Genomic DNA, 18,926 nt, shown 5'->3' with positions numbered 1-18,926 from the left:
GGCTCGCCTCCTTACTCTGGAATAACCGCTATCACATCGATCTCCATCAGCCACTGTGGCTGGCCCAACGCCGACACCACCAGCCCGGTGGAGATCGGGAACACACCCTTGAGCCATTTGCCGACTTCCTGGTACACCGGTTCGCGGTAGCGCGGGTCGATCAGGTAGGTGGTGGTTTTGACGATATGGCTGAGATCGCTGCCGGCTTCTTCCAGCAGTTGCTTGACGTTTTTCATCGCCTGTTCGGCCTGGGCACGGGGGTCGCCCAGGCCGATCAGGTGACCGTCGAAATCGGTGCCGACCTGGCCGCGTACGTACACGGTGTTACCGGCACGTACGGCCTGGCACAGGTCGTTGTCCAGGCTCTGGTTGGGGTAGGTTTGTTTGGTGTTGAACATGCGGATACGAGTGTGCGTAGGCATCGAAAAAAACTCCGGCAAGGGGATCAGGCGCTGACAGGGGACGGGCGAACCACCGGGGCGGCTTCGCGGTACTCAAGGTATTGACGCTGGATAGCGATATGATCGGCGACGTACTTGGCGTCGTGCCACACGCCCCAGATAAACGACGAGCCACGACGCGACTGCCACGGTAGGCCGAGGAAATAGATCCCGGCTTCGCTGGCGACGCCACGCTGGTGCTGGGGCTTGCCGGCTGCATCAAAGGCATTCACCTGGAGCCAGCTGTAATCCACGGCAAACCCGGTGGCCCAGATGATCGAGGTGATGCCGGCCTGGGTCAGGTCCAGTTCCAGGATTGGATGCTTGATGCAGTCGGCATCCGGGAATACGCGGCGTGCTTCGGGCTCCAGGGGCAGGTCGAGGCCGTTGCGCTCGATGTAGGCGTCGGCCGCATCCAGCAGGGCCAGGTAGTTTTCATCCCCGCGTGCCAGATTCTCCACCAGGTTCGGTTGGAACGTGGCGACGCTGCCGTTAAACGCCTGAGTGAGGCCGACCAGGGTCATGCCCTGCTGGGCCAGCTCACGAAAGTCGATGGTCTTGCCGCCATGGGCGCCGCTCACGGCGATGGTCACATGCTCGCGGCCGGGCTTCATCGCGGCCTGGTCCCACTCGCCTAACACCCCCAGCCACCAGCAGAAGTCGCGGTGGCGATAGGCGCGCGGCGGGCGGTCGTGGGCACCCACCGACAGGTACACCTGGCGGCCGCTGCGTTGCAGTTCATCGGCGATCTGTACCCCGGAAGAGCCCGCGCCCACTACCAGCACGGCGCCTGCCGGCAGTTGCGCGGGGTTGCGATAGTCGGCGGAATGGATCTGGTGCAACGCGGTGTCTTTCGGCGCAATCGCCGGAATCACCGGCTTCTGGAACGGCCCGGTGGCGGCCACCACGCGATTGGCTTCAATCACGCCTTCGCTGGTGTGCACGGTAAAGCCTGGTCGACCTTCGTTGCGCACCACCGAAGTGACGTCAACGCCCGTGCGAATCGGCGCATTGAACTTACGCGCATACGCTTCGAAGTAATCCGCCACGCGCTCCTTAGGCGCAAAGCCATCGGGCGCCACATCATCGAATTCCAGCCCCGGAAACCGGTCATGCCAGGCCGGCCCGTTGGCCACTAGCGAGTCCCAGCGCCCGGTGCGCCAGCGCTCGGCGATCCGGCTGCGTTCCAGCACCAGGTGCGGCACGCCGAGCTTGCTCAAGTGCTCGCTCATGGCCACGCCGGCCTGGCCGGCGCCCACCACCAGGGTGTCTGTTTTTATTAGTGCTTGAGTCATGTGTCTGTCCTTGCGTCATGCAGTTGGATTCAACGTGGGCATGACTTCAAGGCTAGGGGGAGGGTGGTTTTTAATAAAATATTATTAAGCTTGGGAGTGAGCATAAATATCGGATGCAGCGCATCTTGAGATAGTCTTCGGGGCTTGATGATCGCTCCACGCTCCACGTCCCGCCGGCCACTGCGCTTGGGTGACGCAGAGCGTCACGGGCTGCATTCCCACGCAGGAGCGTGGGAACGATCTTTGATCTTGGAGAAGGACAGTGCTGTGCTTAGGATAAAACGCGCCACACCAGCCGACGCTGACGAGGCGTTTGAGATTCGCCGCGAAGCCATTCGCAGTCAGTGCATTGGCGCCTACAGCGCAGAGCAAATGGCGCTCTGGACCCGGGGCTGCGCAAGCGACGGTTACAGCGTATTGATGGAAAAACTGTTCTACATCGGATGGGTAAACGGTGAAGCTGTCAGCACCGGCATGCTCGATCTTGCCAACAACGAAATCGGGGCGTTGTTCGTACGGTCCGCATTTACCGGGCGCGGTTATGGCAAAGCCATGCTTGACCACCTGGAAGCTGTCGCGCGGCAGCATGCCGTTGCGCAAGTGGTGCTGGATTCGACGTTGAACGCGGTGAGCTTTTATCAAGCGTGCGGGTATGTGGGGCGTGAGCAGGCAGTGTATCGCTCGCCAGCGGGATTGGTGTTGGCATGTGTGCCTATGGTGAAAGCGCTTGCACAGAATTCTGGTGCGGCAGGAAACCAGAGCGAGTGCCTTGTTAAGTTCACTGCAGAGCCGTGATCGTTCCCACGCGTGGGAACGATCTTGGCGCTTCACTGTGTCTTGAAGGCTGCGCTTAGCCGTTCGATCACCTCGGGCACTGAAGGCCCCTGAATCTGCGGCGGCGCATCACTCTCGCCAAACTCACGCCACACAAACAACGTCAGCTCGGCTCCATCGGTCAGGTCCCTGGCGAGTGTTTGCGAGCCGAAATTGTGCAGTGCGCGGTAGCGTTCGTCTTGCCAGAACGCTTGCTCTACCCAGTCATAGACGGGGATGAAATGAAAGTGCAGCGCGAACGGTGCAGGATGAAGGCGGGGTCGATTGGCATGGGCGCGCGTCCAGGTTGGCTGGTGCGGCAGGATAACAAGTATTCCCCATGTGGGAGGGGGCTTGCTCCCGATGGCGGTGGCTCAGTCACGAATGTATGTGCTGGTACTCCCTCATCGGGGGCAAGCCCCCTCCCACATTTTGGGCCAGGTTTGACCCTCAATGCATCTTGCTATGGTCCATGTGGCTATGGTCCATGCCATCCAAACCCCGCGCAGCAGCCTTCACTTCAATGCTTTGCTCGGCGCCCTTGGCGTCTTTTACCGTGAGGGTCAGCGGCACCTGGTCGCCTTCCTTGATCTGGCCGGTCAGGCCCATCAGCATCACGTGGTAGCCGTTCGGGTCGAGGGTCACGGCTTTGCCGGCGGGCAGGGCCACCGAATTCACCGGGCCCATGCGCATGACGTCGTCTTTCATGCTCATTTCATGGATCTGCACGTCCTTGGCCACGGGCGATGCCACGCGCAGCAACTGGCTGTCGCTGTCGGCGGTGACGGTCATGAACGCGCCGCTGGACGGTTGGCCCGGTACGGTGGCGCGCACCCAGGCGTCGGTCACGTGCACCTGGGCGCTGGCATGGGTGGCCAGGCCGAGCAGCGTGAGGCCGAGGGTGAAACGCTTGAGGTGATGAACGGCAGTCATTAGCAGACCTCCATGACGGTGAGCAGGTCTTCTGCGCACTCTTGAGCGGTAAGGGACGCCTGCAAGCCAAGGCGCAGGTTGCCACGGGTATCGAACACGAAACTGGTGGCGGTGTGGGACAGGGTGTAGGTATCGCCGGCGGGGATCTTTTCATAGAAGATCCCGAACTCCTTGGCGGCCACGGCGATTTCTTCCGGGGTGCCGTAGAGGGCTTCGAAGCTGGGGTCGAAGGCCTTGACGTATTTGTCGAGAATCTCGGGGGTGTCGCGCTCGGGGTCCAGGGTGATGAACACCACCTGCATGATTTCACCGTCGCGGCCCATCAGTTTCTTCGCCTGGGCGGCGCGTGCCAGGGTGGTCGGGCACACCGCCGGGCACTGGGTGAAGCCGAAGAACACCACGGGCATCAGGCCACGGTACGAGCTCAGGGTGACAGTCTCGCCGTCGGTGTTCTTGAGCTTGAAGGTGCGCCCCATGATCTTGTCACTGAGGTCCTTGCCGTACTTGAAATTCAGCTTGGGGCTGTAGTCACAGCCGCCCAGCAGGCTGCCCAGGCCCAACAGGCCCATGCCGGTCAGCACTTTGCGGCGGGTGAATAACGTACTCATCAACTGTGCATCCTGTGAAACGCCTGAATGGCTCTGCTTGCTGCGCACCCGGCTTTGAAAAGGAATAACGAGAAGGGTGCAGAGTCTACCAACCCTGGTCATCGCGCGTAATCTGCGACGTTCTGCCACAGGGGCGCGCTGCGCTTCATCCTTTTGCGGCTCGGTGGTAGAGTCGCCGCCATGAAATTGAGCCACCCTGACCGTGCGCTGATCGCCTGGGCCCTGTACTTCTGCGTACTGGTGAACCTGTTCGCGTGCGGTTTGGGGCACGGACAGATGATGGGCCAACAGCTCAATGGCATCGGCGGCCAGTTCTGTTCAGTCGACGGTGGCCGGCCCGCAGTTTCCGACAAAGGGTTGGCTGACCCGTCTTCCAGCAACATCTCGAACTACTTTGCCTGCCCGGTGTGCAGCGCCGTCACCGTCGCCATCGTTTTCCTGATCGGCCTGGCCTGGCTGCTGAGCCTCCAGCAGACTCCACGCGTGGCCCATGAGCAGCGCAACAAGGCGCCTCCACGTTATGCCTGGCCCTGCGCCAATCCTCGCGCTTCCCCCACATTCTGACGTATGCCCTGGGCTTCCCATGATCGGGAGGCGTCCTATCGTCACAATTGTGAGTGCGTTTGATGAACACCCTATTGCCTGCAGGCGCCCGTCGCCTAGTCAGTAAGGCCGACCGACGGCCGCTTGCGGAGCCGGTGCTGCCGGACTATCCGAGTAATGCCCGCTGTTTCGTGCACCTTGATGCACGCTTGCTGCCGCATTGGCACACCTTGTTCGATGTCTGCCCGGCATTGCTCAAGCTCGACCCACCGGAAGGCTTGAACCTGTTTCGCAGCTTCATGACCTGGGCGTATCGCAACCGGCCAGCGCTGGATTGGACCTACCATCTGAACGTGTGCCGCTGGTTGTTGAGTTCACCTTACAGCACGCAAATTGATGCAGAACCTATCGAAGCCTTCATGGCCGCCGCCGCTGCGCGCTGGATTCTCACCGATTACAGCCAGGCCACGGGAATTGCCCTGAGCTGGCGAAACGTGAGGGTGTTGGATTGGAAAGGCGCCGCTTCAACAGCCGCAGGGCAGCAGGTATCTGCGGCGCCTGACCTGGATTTCGCCTGGTGCCCGTTGAGTGAGCGAGGCGCGTTCGGCGAATGGTTGCCGGTACCGTAAACCGTCTGGGTGATCCTCGTGATGGATAACGCGACAGGACCTGATGGCAGGCCTGTCGCGAGGGAATCACGCGGCCAATGGCTTGCTCGCCATCGACTTTTTATAGGCCGCTTTCATCGCTTCCATCTCGGCCCCCAGATCATCCAGCAGCGCCTTGCCCAGCAGTTTCTTGGCTTGAGGAAACATCTCGCTTTCCTCTTCCTCGATGTGGTGCTCCAGCAGCTCTTTAACCACTTTCACGCGACCGGAAAATTCGGTGGATGACGGGTCGGTCTGCTTCAGGTCGGGCAGCACCAGCGAATCGACGGTACGGTGTTCCTCCTTGGCTTCGTGGTACATGATCTCCTGTTCCTTGCCGCCGGCTTTCTTGAAAGCAGGGTAGAGAATTTCTTCTTCCAGCTTGGTGTGAAGGGTGATTTCCATCTCCAGCTTGGCCAGCAACTCGGTGCGTTTTTTTACCCCGCGCTCGGTGGATTCGCTCAATTGGGTCAGCAGGGCCTTGACGCGTTCATGGTCGGCTTTGAGAAGGTCGATGGCATTCATGTGGAACCTCACGGGTAGTCGTCGGGCATGTCGAAACGCACGCCTCGTGAGTAATGAAATGCATCAGGCGTACCAGTTTTGGCGTCTTTTAAAAGCTCATTAAAATCAGCGGTATAGACTCGATAGGACGTTTCGTTGTCGTGCAGCTTGCATGATTGGGCGTTAAGTGGATTGCACAACGCCGATCTGCCGATGCCGCACCTTCAGCGACAGGCCTCGGTTGGAAAAAATCCAATGGAACCCTTGGCGCTTCTGCTTGACCTAACCCTTAGACCTCAGGAGGTGAAGCATGGAAATAAACTATATCTGGATCGCATTGGCGGTGATTTTGCTGCTCTTGGAATTGTGGGCGATCAATACCGTATTGCGCAGCACCGGTGGCTGGGAATCCAAGGGGTTGTGGCTGGTGGTGCTGATCTTCGTACCGCTGCTGGGGCTGATTGCCTGGGCGATGTTCGGGCCCAAGCGTGAGATGGCGCAACAGCGCAAAAACTGAAAACAACCCGCCATAAGAAAACAGGCGCCCCATGGGGCGCCTGTTTTTTTGCAGGGTACGGATCAGCCAGCGACAGCCTTGGCAATCGCCTCGTTGAACGCCGGCAAATCGTCCGGCGTGCGCGAGGTGATCAAGGTCCAGCCGTTGGCCGTGCATTCCTGCACTTGGGCATCGACCACGCTGGCAGCACCGGCGTTTTCAAGATCGATACGTACGCTTTTATACGCGGTCAGGGTCTTGCCTTTGACCACGCCGGCATCGATCAGCGTCCACGGGCCATGGCAGATTGCAGCAATGGTTTTGCCGGCCTGTGCAAACTCATTGATCAAGCGCAGCGCGGCAGGATCCTGGCGCAGGGTGTCGGCATTCACCGTACCGCCGGGAATGACCAGCGCATCGAAGTTGCCGCTGACCACGTCCGACGCTTGCACGTCGGACTCCACCGTCTGGTCCTTTTCGGTATCGCCGACAAAGGTCTGGGTGATCCCGCCTTTGCTGGACGCGTGGGTCACTGTCGCGCCGTAGCCGCGCAGGGCTTGCAGCGGTTTGAGCAGTTCATCGCGCTCGATGCCGGTGTTGGAAGTGATGACGAGGATGTGCTTGCCGCTGAGTTGCGAACTCATGGTCGAGTGCCTCCTGGGGTCATGGGTGGATTACTTGGCGTATTTGGCTTGCAGTTCCTTGGCCTCTTGCAGGTGTGCTTCAAGGGCCGGCAGGGTCTTGGTGGCGAAGGCTTTCAGCTCGGCGTTATCCGAGGACTCGGCTTCCTTCTTGAACAGTTTGACCGTGGTTTCGTGAGCGTTGACCTGGTTGTTGGCATACGCCTTGTCGAAGGATTCATCGCGCATTTCCAGGATGGCTTTCTTCGCCTTGTCCATCAGAGCGGCGTCATCCGGCACTTCGATATCCAGCTTTTTCGCCAGTGCCGTCAGTTCCTGATTGACCTTGGTATGGTCGGTAATCATATGTTGGGCGAAGTTTTTCACGTCCGCCGAACCGCTTTTTTCCAGGGCCAGCTTGCCGGCTTCCACTTCGGTGATACCGCCTTGGGCTGCATTTTCGACAAAGTCGTTGGACGTTGCGGCCATTGCGGCGGAAATCGAGCCTGCAACCAGTGCGAATGTCAGGCCCATTTGTTTCATCAGTCGAGTCGTCATGGTGTCTCTCCTTGGAAATGGCGTGATGCCGTTACCTGACTGTTGAACCAAGACTGGCACAAAAGGTTTAAATTTTTTTTGCGCGAATTGACCCAGTGGCCATACGCGGCAATTTCCTTGAACTAATACAAATCCCCGCGGTTCTGCTGCATAGGGCCGCCGCTCTCGGTGGCCTGTTATTGACCAGGAGATTGCACTGTGACCGATCACACGCCCGACGATAAAACCCCCGCGCCCATCAGCTCTGAAGACACGCAAAAGGGCAATGCCGACGGCGCCAAAGGGCAGACTTTGGAGCGTCCGAACCCCAGGACCGAAACCATCGACAAAGTCGTGACGCCCACCTCGATCAAGGACATCGAACGCCAGACCGATGCCATCAACGAGAAGCTCAGCAAGGGGCAGTGAGCATGGCCCGTTCCATCAGCGCGGCGCAATTGGGTATCGAGCTCAAGCCTGACGACGACAGCAGCCTCTTCAAGTGGTTTATCGCCAGTTTTCTGATGGGCAAGCGCATTCAGGCGCCCATTGCCGCCCAAGCCTACAAGGTGATCGTTGAAGAGCAGGGCCGCGACACCGCGCGCAAGCTGCAGCACTGCACGTCGCGAGAGCTGGTGGCGATGTTGGGGCGTGCGCATTACGTGCGTTACGACGAAACCACCGCGCAGCGCCTGTTGGACCTGAGCGCCAAGCTCAACGCCGATTACAGCGGCAGCATCACGCGGATGGTGCAGGCCAGCGATAACCGCCAGGCGTTCGAAAAACGCCTGGCTGAGTTCGACGGTGTCGGCCCCAAGACCATCGAGATTTTCATGCGCGATGCCGCCACGGTATTGTTTTGACCGCACCTTTGTATGTGGGCTGCGCCGGCTGGAGTCTGCCCCGCGAACAGTGGCCGGCGTTCGCTGATCAAGGCACGCATCTACAGCGCTATGCCTCGCGTTTCAACGCGGTGGAAATCAACAGTTCTTTTTATCGACCTCACTTGCCCAAAACCTATGAGCGTTGGCGTGAGTCGGTGCCCGCGGGGTTTCGTTTCTCCGTCAAGGTACCTAAGCGGCTCACCCATGAACTGCGCTTGCAGCAATGTGGCACCGCCTTGGATGGGTTTCTCGCCCAGTGCCTGCAACTGGACGAGAAGCTGGGCTGCCTGTTGGTGCAGCTGCCGCCTTCCTTGAGTTTTGAACCGTCGATTGCCCGGGCTTTTTTCGAGGCGCTGCGCCAACGGTTTGCCGGCGCCGTGGTGCTGGAACCGCGCCATGCCAGTTGGCTCGCGGCGGGGGCCTTGTTGCAGGCCTTTGAGATTGGCTGGGTCACTGCCGACCCTGCGGTGATCGATGCAGGCGAGGCCTGGCAAGGCGTGCGCTATTGGCGCCTGCATGGCTCGCCGCGGATTTATCACAGCGCCTATGGGCACGAGCGGGTGCAGGTTTATGCGCGGTTGCTGCAGCAGTCGATTGAAGCGGGTATTCCCACCTGGTGCATTTTCGATAACACCGCCAGCGGCCACGCGGTGGCCGATGCCCTTGACCTACTCGGCTCCCATCCGCAGCACGTGCAGGCCTGATTGCTCGTAAGCCTCGACACCGGGGGCATCCCACTCGGTAATCAGCGTATGGATACGGTTGCACGGCGCCACCACGAAGGGCTCCACCGCACCGAGCTTGTCCGAGGTGGTCACCGCCACCACCTGGGAGGCGCTGTCGAGCAAGGCTTGCTTGACGGCCACTTCAGCAAAATGCAGTGACGTGATGCCCACTTGCGGATGCAGTGCGCACACGCCGGTGAACAGCAAGTCAGCCTTGATGCTCTGGATCAGGCGCAGCGCTTCATGGCCGCCGGTGGAGAGGGTGATGGGGTTGAGTTGGCCACCGGCCAGGATCACGGTCACGTGGGGGTGGTCCGCCAGCGCAATGGCAATCATCGGCGATGGGCTGACCACGGTCAGGTGGATGGAGTGGGGCAATGATCGGGCGATCTGCAGGGTGGTGGAGCCGGAGTCGAACAGTACGATCTGGCCGTCTTCAACCTGTTGCGCGGCCAACTGTGCCAGGCGCCGCTTGACGTCATCGGTCTCGCCGACACGGGTGAAAAAATCCTTGCCGGTGTCCTTGGGCCGGGGCAGGGCACCGCCGTGTACGCGCTGCAACAGGCCAGCGGCGGCGAGTTCGCCGAGGTCGCGGCGGATGGTGTCCTGGGACACGGCGAAATGCTCGACCAGCTCGGATGCCGTGACTTTGCCGTCGCGCTCCAGCAACAACAGAATCTTTTGTTTGCGCAGGGACGGCAGGTCGATGGCGTGATGGGTGTTTTGCATGTTTGTGCGCTTTATTGCGGGTTTGTGCAAGATTAAGCGCCTGCCTGTCTAAACGCAACGACTGGTTGCCCGAGCCATCGCCGGTTACTCTCTGGGTTCAGTTCAGGGAGAGGTGACCCGATGTCGTTGATCACAACCATCGAAGACTTACGCAAGCTTGCGCAAAAACGTGTGCCCCGGATGTTCTACGACTACGCCGATTCCGGCTCCTGGACTGAGAGCACCTACCGGGCCAATGAAAGCGACTTTGCCCGGATCAAGTTCCGTCAGCGCGTGGCGCGCAATATCGATGAGCGTTCGATTCGCGCCAGTATGATTGGCCAGGACATGGCCATGCCGGTGGCCCTGGCGCCCACCGGCCTGGCGGGCATGCAGCACGCCGATGGCGAGATCCTCACCGCGCGCGCCGCCGCGGCGTTTGGCCTGCGCTATACCTTGTCGACCATGAGCATCTGTTCGCTGGAAGACATCGCCGAGCACGTCGGCCAGCCGTTCTGGTTCCAGCTGTATGTGATGCGCGACCGTGGCTTTATCGAGCGGTTGATCGAGCGCGCCAAGGCGGCAGGCGTTGACGCGCTGGTGCTGACGCTGGACCTGCAGATACTCGGCCAGCGGCACAAGGACTTGATCAACGGCCTGTCCGCGCCGCCCAAACTGACCCTGCCCAATATCCTCAACATGATGACCAAGCCGCGCTGGGTGATGGGCATGCTGGGCACCCAGCGCCGTGGCTTCGGCAACATCGTCGGGCATGTGACGGGGGTGGCCGACATGAGTTCGCTGTCGGCCTGGACCGCCCAGCAGTTCGACCCACGCCTGAGCTGGGACGATGTTGAATGGATCAAAAAGTGCTGGGGCGGCAAGCTGATTATCAAGGGCATCCTCGATGTGGAGGACGCACGCCTGGCGGCCAATGCCGGCGCCGATGCATTGGTGGTGAGCAACCACGGTGGCCGCCAACTGGATGGCGCGCCGTCGAGCATCAGCCAGTTACCGGCGATTGTCGAGGCGGTGGGCAACCGGATTGAAGTGTGGCTCGATGGCGGTATTCGCTCCGGCCAGGACGTACTCAAGGCCATGGCACTGGGCGCCAAGGGCACGATGATCGGGCGCCCGCATCTGTATGGCTTGGGCGCAATGGGCGAGGCGGGTGTGACCCGAGCGCTGGAAATCATCGCCCGTGAATTGGACGTGTCGATGGCGCTGTGTGGCTATAACGATATACGCGATGTGAACCGCGAGATCCTGCTACCTGGCACGTTTCCTGACGGCGTTGAATGGGCAAATAAAACCTGAAAAAGTAAAAAGAGTTGTCCACGAAAACCGTGGGTATCTCTGTGGATAACTTTGCAAGGCCCCGGCAGCGTTGGCGATTTAACCTGCGGTCAATTTTTGATCAACTTTCAGCGGGGGCCAATATGGGCAGGGTTTGCGCTTGACAGGCCTGAGCGAACCCAGTGCCGAAAAGCGCATTTATGAGTCGCCCACACGGCCTTTGGAGTGCGTGACCACGGGAGTTGGCATCGTCGTTTGCATCAGCTTGTTCAGTGCCTGGCCATAATTTCGCCCTGCCAGGCTCATGCTGTTGTTATGGCTGGCACCCGGCACCATCAGCAGCCGCTTGGGTTCGCGGGCGGCTTCAAATAATTGCTGGCTGAAACGCGGTGGCACGTAGCGGTCATCGAGGCCATGCACCACCAGCAAGGGCATATGGATATCAGCCATCTTGTCGATGGAATCGAATTTTTGCGAGAGCAACCAGCGCACCGGCCAGGAGGTATTGGCAACCGCCGTGGCGACATCGCCCAGGGAGGTGAACGTGGACTCGATCACCAATCCGCGCACCGGCAGCGGTACCTGCTTGCTCAACTGCGCGGCAAGGTCGATGGCCACCGCGCCACCCAGGGAGTGGCCGTAGATCAGGCGCTTGCCGGGGTCTGGTTGCAAGGTCTGGAAGCGCTCCCAGGCGATGCGGGCGTCTTCATACACTGTGGTTTCCGAAGGCAGGTCGCCCTGGCTTTTGCCAAAGCCGCGATAGTCGATGGCCAGTACCGAAAAGCCCATGGCGTGCAGTTGTTCGATGCGAAACAGCTGGCCGGTGAGGTTCCAGCGCACGCCGTGCAGGTAGAGGATGGCGGGTGCGTCCTTTTGAGCGGCCGGGTACCACCAGCCATGGATATTCTGGCCAGCCTTGAAGGCGGCGGGCTTGATATCGAACTCCTGCACGGCGCTGGGCAGCCCGGTGTACCAGCCTGCGGTGCCCGGCTCGATGCGAAACACCAGTTCGCGCTCTTTGTGTTGCAACACGGCGCAGCCCACCGGCAGGCCGACGATCAATACGGCCATGCACAGCAGCGTCAGCCAGCGCAGGCCCCGGCGGGGCATAGAACGAGAGGACATGAAGGTTCCATTACAAAAGCGAAGCACGGGTTTTACCAGATGGCCCGGGAGGGAAGGAATTAATACGACAGCCGTGATGCAGGATTGCTTGCAAAGTGTTGCAGCGCTCCAGGCGAGTCATCGGCTTGACGCTGCATGACCTGCACGCGATGCTCCGCTTCTTTGAGCAAAGGCCCGACCATGGACAACAGCCCCGTGCGCATCACTGCCGAAGAAACCCTTTCGGACAACTGGTACCTCTTGAAAAAATACAGCTTCGACCTGCGCCGCCGCGACGGCAGCTGGCAAGCCCAGACCCGCGAGGTGTACGACCGCGGCAACGGTGCGACCATCCTGCTGTACAACCGCGCCCAGCGCACGGTGCTGCTGATCCGCCAGTTCCGCATGCCCACGTTCGTCAACGATTACACCGGTTACCTGATCGAAGCGGCGGCCGGCTTGCTCGACAACGCCAGCCCCGAAGAGCGCATCCGCCTGGAGGCCGAGGAAGAAACCGGCTACCGCGTCGGGCATGTGGAGAAAATCTATGCGGCGTTCATGAGCCCGGGGTCGGTGACCGAGCGGATTCACTTCTTTACCGGTGAGTACCAACCGGGTGACCGGGTTGGCACGGGCGGTGGCTTGGAAGAGGAGGGTGAGGACATCGAAGTGCTGGAGCTGGGGTTCGAGCAGGCGCTGGAGATGGTGGCCAGCGGGGAAATCGTGGATGGCAAGACCATCATGCTGTTGCAGCATTTGGAACTGCGCATGTTGAAAGAACGCTGGTAGCTCAATCGAGCCTGAAGATCAAAAGGTGGGAGGGGCGTAGCAGGTGGGTAATCGCCGACTGACGGCTATTGTCAGAAATTTCCGACAAGAGTACAAATGTACTCCATGACGACCCTGACCCCCCGCCGCACCGCCATCCTGACCTTCATCCGCGACCGCATCGCGCAGCAAGGCCAGCCCCCGAGCCTCGCCGAGATCGCCGAGGCGTTCGGCTTTGCCTCGCGCAGCGTCGCCCGCAAGCATGTGGTGGCCCTGACCGAAGCCGGCTTTATCGAGGTCAACCCCAACCAGGCACGTGGCATTCGCCTGCTCAACCAACCGCCACGCCCGGAATGGCTGGACATCCCGGTGCTCGGCCGGGTGGCCGCGGGCCTGCCCATCGGCGCAGATGCCGAAGTGCACAATCGTCTGCAACTGGACCCCGCCACGTTCGCCAAGACACCGGACTACCTGCTGCGCGTGCAGGGCGACTCAATGATCGAAGACGGTATTCTCGATGGCGACCTGGTAGGCGTGCGGCGCAGTGCCGAGGCCTTGAACGGGCAGATTGTGGTGGCGCGCCTGGACGGTGAGGTCACCATCAAGCGTTTCGAGCGCAATGGCGACAAGGTGCGCCTGCTGCCGCGCAACCCGGCGTATCAACCTATCGTGGTCGGGGCCGATCAGGACCTGGCCATTGAAGGGGTGTTCTGCGGCCTGGTGAGGCAAGGCTGATGGGCGCCGTGGTTGCCCTGGACTCGCTGTTCAATGGCGGGCGAGTCTGGAAGGGTCGGCCAGCCGCGCCACCGGCCAGCGTGCATCCCACAGGGCTTGCGGCGCTGGACGCGGTGCTGCCCAGCGGCGGCTGGCCGGAAGCGGCGTTGAGTGAAATCCTGATGGCCAAGGACGGCGTGGGCGAGCTGCAACTGGTGCTGCCGACCCTGGCACGCTTGTCGGCGATGGGCGAACGCATTGTGCTGGTAGCGCCGCCCTACACGCCGTATCCCCATGCCTGGCAGAACGCCGGGGTGGATGTGCGCCAGCTCGCGGTGATCCAGGCTCAGGAGCGCGACGCGCTGTGGGCGGTGGAGCAATGCCTGCGCTCCGGCAGTTGCGGCGCGGTGCTGTGCTGGCCGCACAAAGCTGATGACCGGGCCTTGCGCCGATTGCAGGTGGCGGCGGAAACCGGGCAGACCCTGGCATTTGCCTGGCGCGCCTTGAGTGAAGCGGTCAATCCATCGCCGGCCGCCCTGCGCCTGGCGGTGGAGGCAAGGCCCGCACAAGTGCGCGTGCTCAAGTGCCGGGGCGGCCTGGCCCACCCGGCGCCGATTGCCCTGGCGGGGCATTGAGGTTGCCATGCGCTGGGTGTGTATTGTCTTCCCGCAATTGGCGCTGGACGGGGTGTTGCGTGCCCATCCCGAGCCCGACCAGCCGCTGGCACTGCTGGCCGGTACGCCGCAGCGGCGCGTGCTGCAAACCGTCAATGCCGCCGCCCGCGCCCTGGGGTTGCGCCCCGGCCAGTCGCTGACGGCCGCGCATGCGCTGGTCAAAACCTTTGCCTGTGCCGAATACGACCCGCTGGAAATCCAGCGCTGGCAGCAGTTCCTCGCCGCCTGGGCCTACCGCTTCAGTTCCCAGGTCAGCATGTATTACCCACGCGCCTTGCTGTTCGAAATCGAGTCGAGCCTGGGTCTGTTCGGGCCGTGGCCGCAGTTCGAAGCGCGTTTGCGCAAGGAGTTGACCGAGCTGGGCTTTCGCCACCGCATCGTCGCCGCGCCCAACCCGGCGGCGGCGCGGGTGTTGGCGAACCGTTACGATGGCCTGGCCGTGGCCGACGACAACGCCCTGATGCAGGCCCTGGCGCCGCTGCCGATCGACCGCGCCGGGATTGAACCGCAGGCCGCCGTGGCCTTGTCGCGCATGGGCCTGCGCACGGTGGCCCAGGTGCAAGCGCTGCCCCGGCATACCCTGGCGCGGCGCTTTGACGCCAGCTTGCTCAAGCACCTCGACGCCCTGACCGGGCATCGGCCATTGGCCCTGGAGTTCTATCAGCCGCCAGACCAGTTCGATGTGCGCATCGAGTTGAATTTCGACGTGCAATCCCACCAGGCGCTGCTGTTTCCCTTGCGCCGTTTGACCGCCGACTTGTCCGCCTTTCTATGCGGGCGTGACAGTGGCGTACAGCGCTTCGATCTGCACCTGGAACATGCCCAGGCGCCGGACAGTGTGATCAAGGTGGGCTTGCTCAGCGCCGAGCGCGAACCGGCAATGCTGTTCGAACTGGCCCGGGGGCGATTGGAACAGGTGCAGGTCACAGCGCCGGTGCGCGGTTTTCGCCTGGTGGCCCAGGACTTGCCGGTATTCGTGCCGCAACGCCAGGACCTGTTTGACGACCGTCCGCAACAGAGTTTGCCCTGGGAGCAATTGCGCGAACGCCTGCGTGCGCGCCTGGGCGATGAGGCGGTGCAGGGCCTGCGTTTTCACGCCGACCATCGGCCTGAATGCGCCTGGCAAGCCACCGTCGACACCCGTCCATGCCCGACCTTGCACAAGGTGCGCCGCCCTGGCTGGTTGCTGAACCAACCGACCTTGCTGGCCGAGCAGGGCGTACAGATCCTGATGGGGCCGGAGCGTATCGAATCCGGCTGGTGGGATGGCGCGGATATCCGCCGCGACTATTACCTCATCCAGACCCGCGCCGGCCAGCAAGGCTGGGCCTACCGCACGGTGGGGCAGCAGGATGGTTTGTGGTTGCAAGGCTGGTTCGCATGAACACCAACAGGCCACCACCCCCTGTAGGAGCGAGCTTGCTCGCGAAGGTGGTTAACGATAACGCAGGGCACCTGAATGAATGCGGTGCTCCAGGTTTTTTCGCGAGCAAGCTCGCTCCTACAGGGGTGGGGCAGGCATGAGTTACGCCGAGCTGCATTGCCTGTCCAACTTCAGCTTCCAGCGCGGTGCCTCCAGTGCGCTGGAACTCTTCGAGCGGGCTAAGCGCCAGGGCTACAGCGCCCTGGCGATTACCGACGAATGCACGCTGTCGGGCATTGTGCGCGCCTGGCAGGCGGCGAAAGCGCTGGAGCTGCCGCTGATCATCGGCAGTGAGGTGCGCATCGAAAACGGTCCGAAACTGGTGCTGCTGGTGGAGAACCTGAGCGGTTACCAGCACCTGTGCCGCTTGATCACCCTGGCCCGGCGCCGCGCCGAAAAGGGCAGCTATCGCCTGCTGCATGAAGATTTCGAGCAACCGCTGCCCGGCCTGCTGGCGCTGTGGGTGGCCCAGGACAGCGACACCCAGGCCAGCATCCAGTGGCTGCGCCGCACCTTTGCCGAGCGCCTGTGGCTGGCGGTGCATTTGCACCGCGGGCAGGACGATGCGCGCCATCTGGAGCAACGCCTGCAGCTGGCGGCCAGCCTGCAGATCCCGGCGGTCGCCTGCGGTGATGTGCACATGCACGCGCGTGGCCGCCGCGCCCTGCAAGACACCATGACCGCCATCCGCCATCACGTACCCGTGGCCGAAGCCGGCCTGCACCTGCACCCCAATGGCGAGCGGCACCTGCGCAGCCTCGACGCCCTGGCCGCGCTGTACCCGCAAGCCTTGCTCGATGAAACCCTCGCCATCGCGCGGCGCTGCACCTTCGACCTCGGCCAGTTGCGTTACCACTATCCCCGCGAGCTGGTACCTGCCGGCCATGACGCCGAATCCTGGCTGCGCACCCTGACCAAGGAAGGTATCGCGCTGCGCTGGCCCGACGGCATCGACACCAAGACCTTGGCGCAGATCAACACCGAGCTGGAGTTGATCAGCGAGTTGGGCTACGAGAGCTATTTCCTCACGGTGCACGACATTGTGCGCTTTGCCCGCAGCCGCTCCATCCTGTGCCAGGGACGCGGCTCGGCGGCCAACTCGGCGGTGTGTTTTGCCCTGGGCATCACCGAGATCAACCCGAGCCTGAGCAACCTGCTGTTCGAACGTTTCCTGTCCAGGGAGCGCAACGAGCCGCCGGACATCGATGTGGATTTTGAACACGAGCGCCGCGAAGAGGTGCTGCAATACGTGTTCCAGCGCTATGGCCGTACGCGTGCCGCCTTGACGGCGGTGGTCAGCAGTTACCACGCCACCGGCGCGGTGCGGGATGTGGCCAAGGCCCTTGGGTTGCCGGCGGATCAGGTCAACGCCTTGGCCGAATGCTGCGGGCGTTGGAGTGACGATGCGCCGCCGTTGGAGCGCCTGCGTGAAAGCGGTTTCGACCCGGACAGCCCGCTGCTGCGCCGCGTATTGACCCTGACTCAGCAGTTGATCGGCTTTCCGCGGCATTTGTCCCAGCATCCCGGTGGCTTCGTGATCTCCGAATACCCGCTGGACACCCTGGTGCCCGTGGAAAACGCCGCCATGGCCGAGCGCACCATCATTCAGTGGGACAAGGACGACCTCGACGCCGTCGGCCTGCTTAAAGTGGACATTCTCGCCCTGGGCATGCTCAGCGCGATCCGTCGCTGCTTCGACCTGCTGCGCCGCCATCGCCACTTGGATTTGAGCCTGGCCAGCATTCCTCCAGAGGACCCGGCCACCTACGCGATGATCAGCAAGGCCGACACCATCGGCGTGTTCCAGATTGAATCGCGGGCGCAGATGTCGATGTTGCCCAGGCTCAAGCCGAAGACGTTTTATGACCTGGTGATCGAGGTCGCCATCGTACGGCCGGGGCCGATCCAGGGCGGTATGGTGCATCCGTACCTGCGTCGCAGGAATAAAGAGGAAGAAGAAACCTATCCGTCGCCGGCATTGAAAGTGGTGCTGGAGCGCACCCTGGGCATCCCCTTGTTCCAGGAACAGGTGATGCAGATCGCCATGGTCGCCGCCGACTACGGCCCCGGCGAGGCCGACCAGTTGCGCCGTTCCATGGCCGCCTGGAAACGTCACGGCGGCCTGGAACCCCATCAAAAGCGTCTGCGCGATGGCATGCTGAAAAACGGCTACACCGAAGCCTTTGCCGCGCAGATTTTCGAGCAGATCAAGGGCTTTGGCAGCTATGGTTTTCCCGAGTCCCACGCGGCCAGTTTTGCCTTGCTGACGTATGCCAGTTGCTGGCTCAAATGCCATGAGCCGGCGGCGTTTGCCTGCGCGCTGATCAACAGCTGGCCGATGGGTTTTTACAGCCCGGACCAGATCCTGCAGGACGCGCGCCGGCATCGCCTGCAGATCCGCCCGGTGGACGTGCAGGCCAGCGACTGGGATTGCAGCCTGGAACCCATCGACGGCCAGCAGCCGGCGATCCGCATGGGCCTGCGCATGATCTCGGGGTTTCGCGAAGAGGACGGCCGGCGCATCGAGGCCGTGCGCCAGCACCGCGCTTTCAGCGACATCGCCGACCTCGACGCCCGCGTGGGCCTGGATGCACGCGCCCAGGCATTGCTGGCGGATGCCGGCGCTTTGCGCGCGTTGGCCGGTAACCGGCACCAGGCGCGCTGGGAGGTGGCCGGTGTGCACAAGCAACTTGGCCTGTTTGCCGGCCTGCCGAGCCCCGATGAAGCGGCGGTGGCCTTGCCCCAGCCCACGGTCGGCGAAGACTTGCATGCCGATTACGCCACCCTCGGCACCACCCTTGGCCCGCATCCCCTGACACTGCTGCGTGCCGAACTGCGCAAGCGCCGCTGCCGCAGTTCCCAGGAGCTGTTGACCGTGGAGCATGGGCGCAACGTGAGCGTCGCCGGGCTGGTCACCGGGCGCCAACGCCCAGGCACCGCCAGCGGCGTGACCTTTGTCACCCTGGAAGATGAGTTCGGCAACCTCAACGTGGTGGTCTGGCGTGACTTGGCCGAGCGTCAGCGCCAGGCGCTGGTGGGGTCGCGGCTGCTCAAGGTGGATGGGCGCTGGGAGGCGGTGGGCGAAGTGCGCCATTTGATCGCTGGGCGCTTGACCGACCTGACGCCACTGCTGGACGGCATTGTGGTGCGCAGCCGGGATTTTCACTGAGGCCAGTGGTTTATTCGGCTTGTGT

The 18,926-nt window shown here is 62.1% G+C and carries 22 protein-coding genes and 1 pseudogene; 13 read left to right on the top strand and 10 right to left on the bottom strand.

Features of this window, described 5'->3' with window-relative positions:
- Window positions 1-11: 11 nt before the first annotated feature.
- Both QF045_RS17680 and QF045_RS17675 read right to left on the bottom strand, forming a co-directional pair.
- On the bottom strand, window positions 12-422 hold the full coding sequence (locus QF045_RS17680) for a RidA family protein (RefSeq protein ID WP_306493360.1): 411 nt from the start codon (window positions 420-422) through the stop codon (window positions 12-14).
- Window positions 423-445: 23 nt separating this feature from the next.
- Entirely contained in the window at window positions 446-1,735 is a 1,290-nt protein-coding gene (locus QF045_RS17675) for an NAD(P)/FAD-dependent oxidoreductase (RefSeq protein WP_306493358.1), read from the bottom strand.
- 267 nt (window positions 1,736-2,002) lie between these two features.
- Between QF045_RS17675 and QF045_RS17670 the strand changes: the two genes are divergently transcribed.
- Window positions 2,003-2,530, top strand: a complete 528-nt coding sequence (locus QF045_RS17670) for a GNAT family N-acetyltransferase (RefSeq protein WP_306494916.1) — start codon at window positions 2,003-2,005, stop codon at window positions 2,528-2,530.
- 32 nt (window positions 2,531-2,562) lie between these two features.
- On the opposite strand, the pseudogene QF045_RS17665 reads toward QF045_RS17670, so the two are convergent.
- From QF045_RS17665 to QF045_RS17655, 3 genes and pseudogenes are all read right to left on the bottom strand, one after another.
- Window positions 2,563-2,820: pseudogene (locus tag QF045_RS17665) on the bottom strand (HIT family protein); the annotation flags it as partial.
- A gap of 178 nt (window positions 2,821-2,998) precedes the next feature.
- On the bottom strand, window positions 2,999-3,481 hold the full coding sequence (locus tag QF045_RS17660; protein WP_306493357.1) for a copper chaperone PCu(A)C: 483 nt from the start codon (window positions 3,479-3,481) through the stop codon (window positions 2,999-3,001).
- Complete coding sequence (locus QF045_RS17655; RefSeq protein ID WP_043050409.1) at window positions 3,481-4,089, bottom strand: SCO family protein; 609 nt, start codon at window positions 4,087-4,089, stop codon at window positions 3,481-3,483. The genes QF045_RS17660 and QF045_RS17655 overlap by 1 nt, the downstream gene beginning before the upstream one ends.
- A 180-nt stretch (window positions 4,090-4,269) precedes the next feature.
- Between QF045_RS17655 and QF045_RS17650 the strand changes: the two genes are divergently transcribed.
- Window positions 4,270-4,653 carry a DUF2946 domain-containing protein gene (locus QF045_RS17650; protein WP_306493356.1) on the top strand — a complete coding sequence of 128 codons (384 nt, stop codon included), beginning with the start codon at window positions 4,270-4,272 and terminating at the stop codon, window positions 4,651-4,653.
- A 62-nt stretch (window positions 4,654-4,715) separates the two neighbouring features.
- Window positions 4,716-5,261 carry a putative natural product biosynthesis protein gene (locus QF045_RS17645; protein WP_306493355.1) on the top strand — a complete coding sequence of 182 codons (546 nt, stop codon included), beginning with the start codon at window positions 4,716-4,718 and terminating at the stop codon, window positions 5,259-5,261.
- 66 nt (window positions 5,262-5,327) lie between these two features.
- Here the strand turns inward: QF045_RS17645 and QF045_RS17640 are convergent, their stop codons facing one another.
- Window positions 5,328-5,804, bottom strand: coding sequence for a hemerythrin domain-containing protein (locus QF045_RS17640; protein ID WP_124386998.1), 477 nt, complete (start codon window positions 5,802-5,804; stop codon window positions 5,328-5,330).
- Between the two features lie 289 nt (window positions 5,805-6,093).
- On the opposite strand from QF045_RS17640, the gene QF045_RS17635 reads away from it, so the two are divergent.
- Window positions 6,094-6,300, top strand: a complete 207-nt coding sequence (locus tag QF045_RS17635; protein ID WP_306493354.1) for a PLDc N-terminal domain-containing protein — start codon at window positions 6,094-6,096, stop codon at window positions 6,298-6,300.
- Between the two features lie 62 nt (window positions 6,301-6,362).
- Here the strand turns inward: QF045_RS17635 and QF045_RS17630 are convergent, their stop codons facing one another.
- Together QF045_RS17630 and QF045_RS17625 are read right to left on the bottom strand one after the other, a co-directional pair.
- A complete protein-coding gene (locus tag QF045_RS17630; RefSeq protein ID WP_306493353.1) occupies window positions 6,363-6,923 on the bottom strand; it encodes a type 1 glutamine amidotransferase domain-containing protein in 561 nt (186 codons plus the stop codon).
- Window positions 6,924-6,953: 30 nt separating this feature from the next.
- Window positions 6,954-7,457 carry a DUF4142 domain-containing protein gene (locus QF045_RS17625; RefSeq protein ID WP_306493352.1) on the bottom strand — a complete coding sequence of 168 codons (504 nt, stop codon included), beginning with the start codon at window positions 7,455-7,457 and terminating at the stop codon, window positions 6,954-6,956.
- Window positions 7,458-7,655: 198 nt separating this feature from the next.
- On the opposite strand from QF045_RS17625, the gene QF045_RS17620 reads away from it, so the two are divergent.
- From QF045_RS17620 to QF045_RS17610, 3 genes are read left to right on the top strand one after another with little or no spacing between them, the layout of a single operon-like run.
- Entirely contained in the window at window positions 7,656-7,865 is a 210-nt protein-coding gene (locus QF045_RS17620; RefSeq protein ID WP_306493351.1) for a hypothetical protein, read from the top strand.
- A 2-nt stretch (window positions 7,866-7,867) separates the two neighbouring features.
- Window positions 7,868-8,299, top strand: a complete 432-nt coding sequence (locus tag QF045_RS17615; protein WP_306493350.1) for a DNA methylase — start codon at window positions 7,868-7,870, stop codon at window positions 8,297-8,299.
- Window positions 8,296-9,024, top strand: coding sequence for a DUF72 domain-containing protein (locus tag QF045_RS17610; RefSeq protein WP_306493349.1), 729 nt, complete (start codon window positions 8,296-8,298; stop codon window positions 9,022-9,024). The genes QF045_RS17615 and QF045_RS17610 overlap by 4 nt, the downstream gene beginning before the upstream one ends.
- Here QF045_RS17610 and QF045_RS17605 read toward each other — a convergent pair.
- The gene (locus QF045_RS17605; RefSeq protein ID WP_306493348.1) at window positions 8,989-9,774 is read right to left on the bottom strand and encodes a DeoR/GlpR family DNA-binding transcription regulator; all 786 of its coding nucleotides are present in this window, start codon (window positions 9,772-9,774) and stop codon (window positions 8,989-8,991) included. The genes QF045_RS17610 and QF045_RS17605 overlap by 36 nt on opposite strands.
- 120 nt (window positions 9,775-9,894) lie before the next feature.
- Between QF045_RS17605 and QF045_RS17600 the strand changes: the two genes are divergently transcribed.
- Window positions 9,895-11,070 (top strand): alpha-hydroxy acid oxidase, encoded by a 1,176-nt coding sequence (locus tag QF045_RS17600; protein ID WP_306493347.1) that lies wholly within the window; start codon window positions 9,895-9,897, stop codon window positions 11,068-11,070.
- Between the two features lie 177 nt (window positions 11,071-11,247).
- Here the strand turns inward: QF045_RS17600 and QF045_RS17595 are convergent, their stop codons facing one another.
- Window positions 11,248-12,174 (bottom strand): alpha/beta hydrolase, encoded by a 927-nt coding sequence (locus QF045_RS17595; protein ID WP_306493346.1) that lies wholly within the window; start codon window positions 12,172-12,174, stop codon window positions 11,248-11,250.
- Between the two features lie 180 nt (window positions 12,175-12,354).
- Here QF045_RS17595 and QF045_RS17590 point away from each other — a divergent pair, with 180 nt between their 5' ends.
- The 5 genes from QF045_RS17590 (at window position 12,355) to QF045_RS17570 (ending at window position 18,901) form a co-directional block, all read left to right on the top strand.
- The gene (locus tag QF045_RS17590; RefSeq protein ID WP_306493345.1) at window positions 12,355-12,942 is read left to right on the top strand and encodes an NUDIX domain-containing protein; all 588 of its coding nucleotides are present in this window, start codon (window positions 12,355-12,357) and stop codon (window positions 12,940-12,942) included.
- Window positions 12,943-13,038: 96 nt separating this feature from the next.
- Window positions 13,039-13,656, top strand: a complete 618-nt coding sequence (gene lexA / locus QF045_RS17585) for a transcriptional repressor LexA (RefSeq protein ID WP_306493344.1) — start codon at window positions 13,039-13,041, stop codon at window positions 13,654-13,656.
- Window positions 13,656-14,270 carry a translesion DNA synthesis-associated protein ImuA gene (imuA, locus tag QF045_RS17580; RefSeq protein ID WP_306493343.1) on the top strand — a complete coding sequence of 205 codons (615 nt, stop codon included), beginning with the start codon at window positions 13,656-13,658 and terminating at the stop codon, window positions 14,268-14,270. Before lexA ends, imuA begins: the two co-directional genes overlap by 1 nt.
- A 7-nt stretch (window positions 14,271-14,277) precedes the next feature.
- Window positions 14,278-15,693 carry a DNA polymerase Y family protein gene (locus QF045_RS17575; RefSeq protein WP_306493342.1) on the top strand — a complete coding sequence of 472 codons (1,416 nt, stop codon included), beginning with the start codon at window positions 14,278-14,280 and terminating at the stop codon, window positions 15,691-15,693.
- 136 nt (window positions 15,694-15,829) lie between these two features.
- Window positions 15,830-18,901: an error-prone DNA polymerase gene (locus QF045_RS17570; protein ID WP_306493341.1), complete on the top strand. Its 3,072-nt coding sequence runs from the start codon at window positions 15,830-15,832 to the stop codon at window positions 18,899-18,901.
- Window positions 18,902-18,926 lie beyond the last annotated feature (25 nt).

Origin of the sequence: Pseudomonas sp. W4I3, from assembly GCF_030816195.1 — a bacterium.
Lineage (GTDB): Bacteria > Pseudomonadota > Gammaproteobacteria > Pseudomonadales > Pseudomonadaceae > Aquipseudomonas.
Note: the sequence above shows the minus strand (reverse complement) of the source record. Positions and strands in the feature narration are given on the sequence as shown.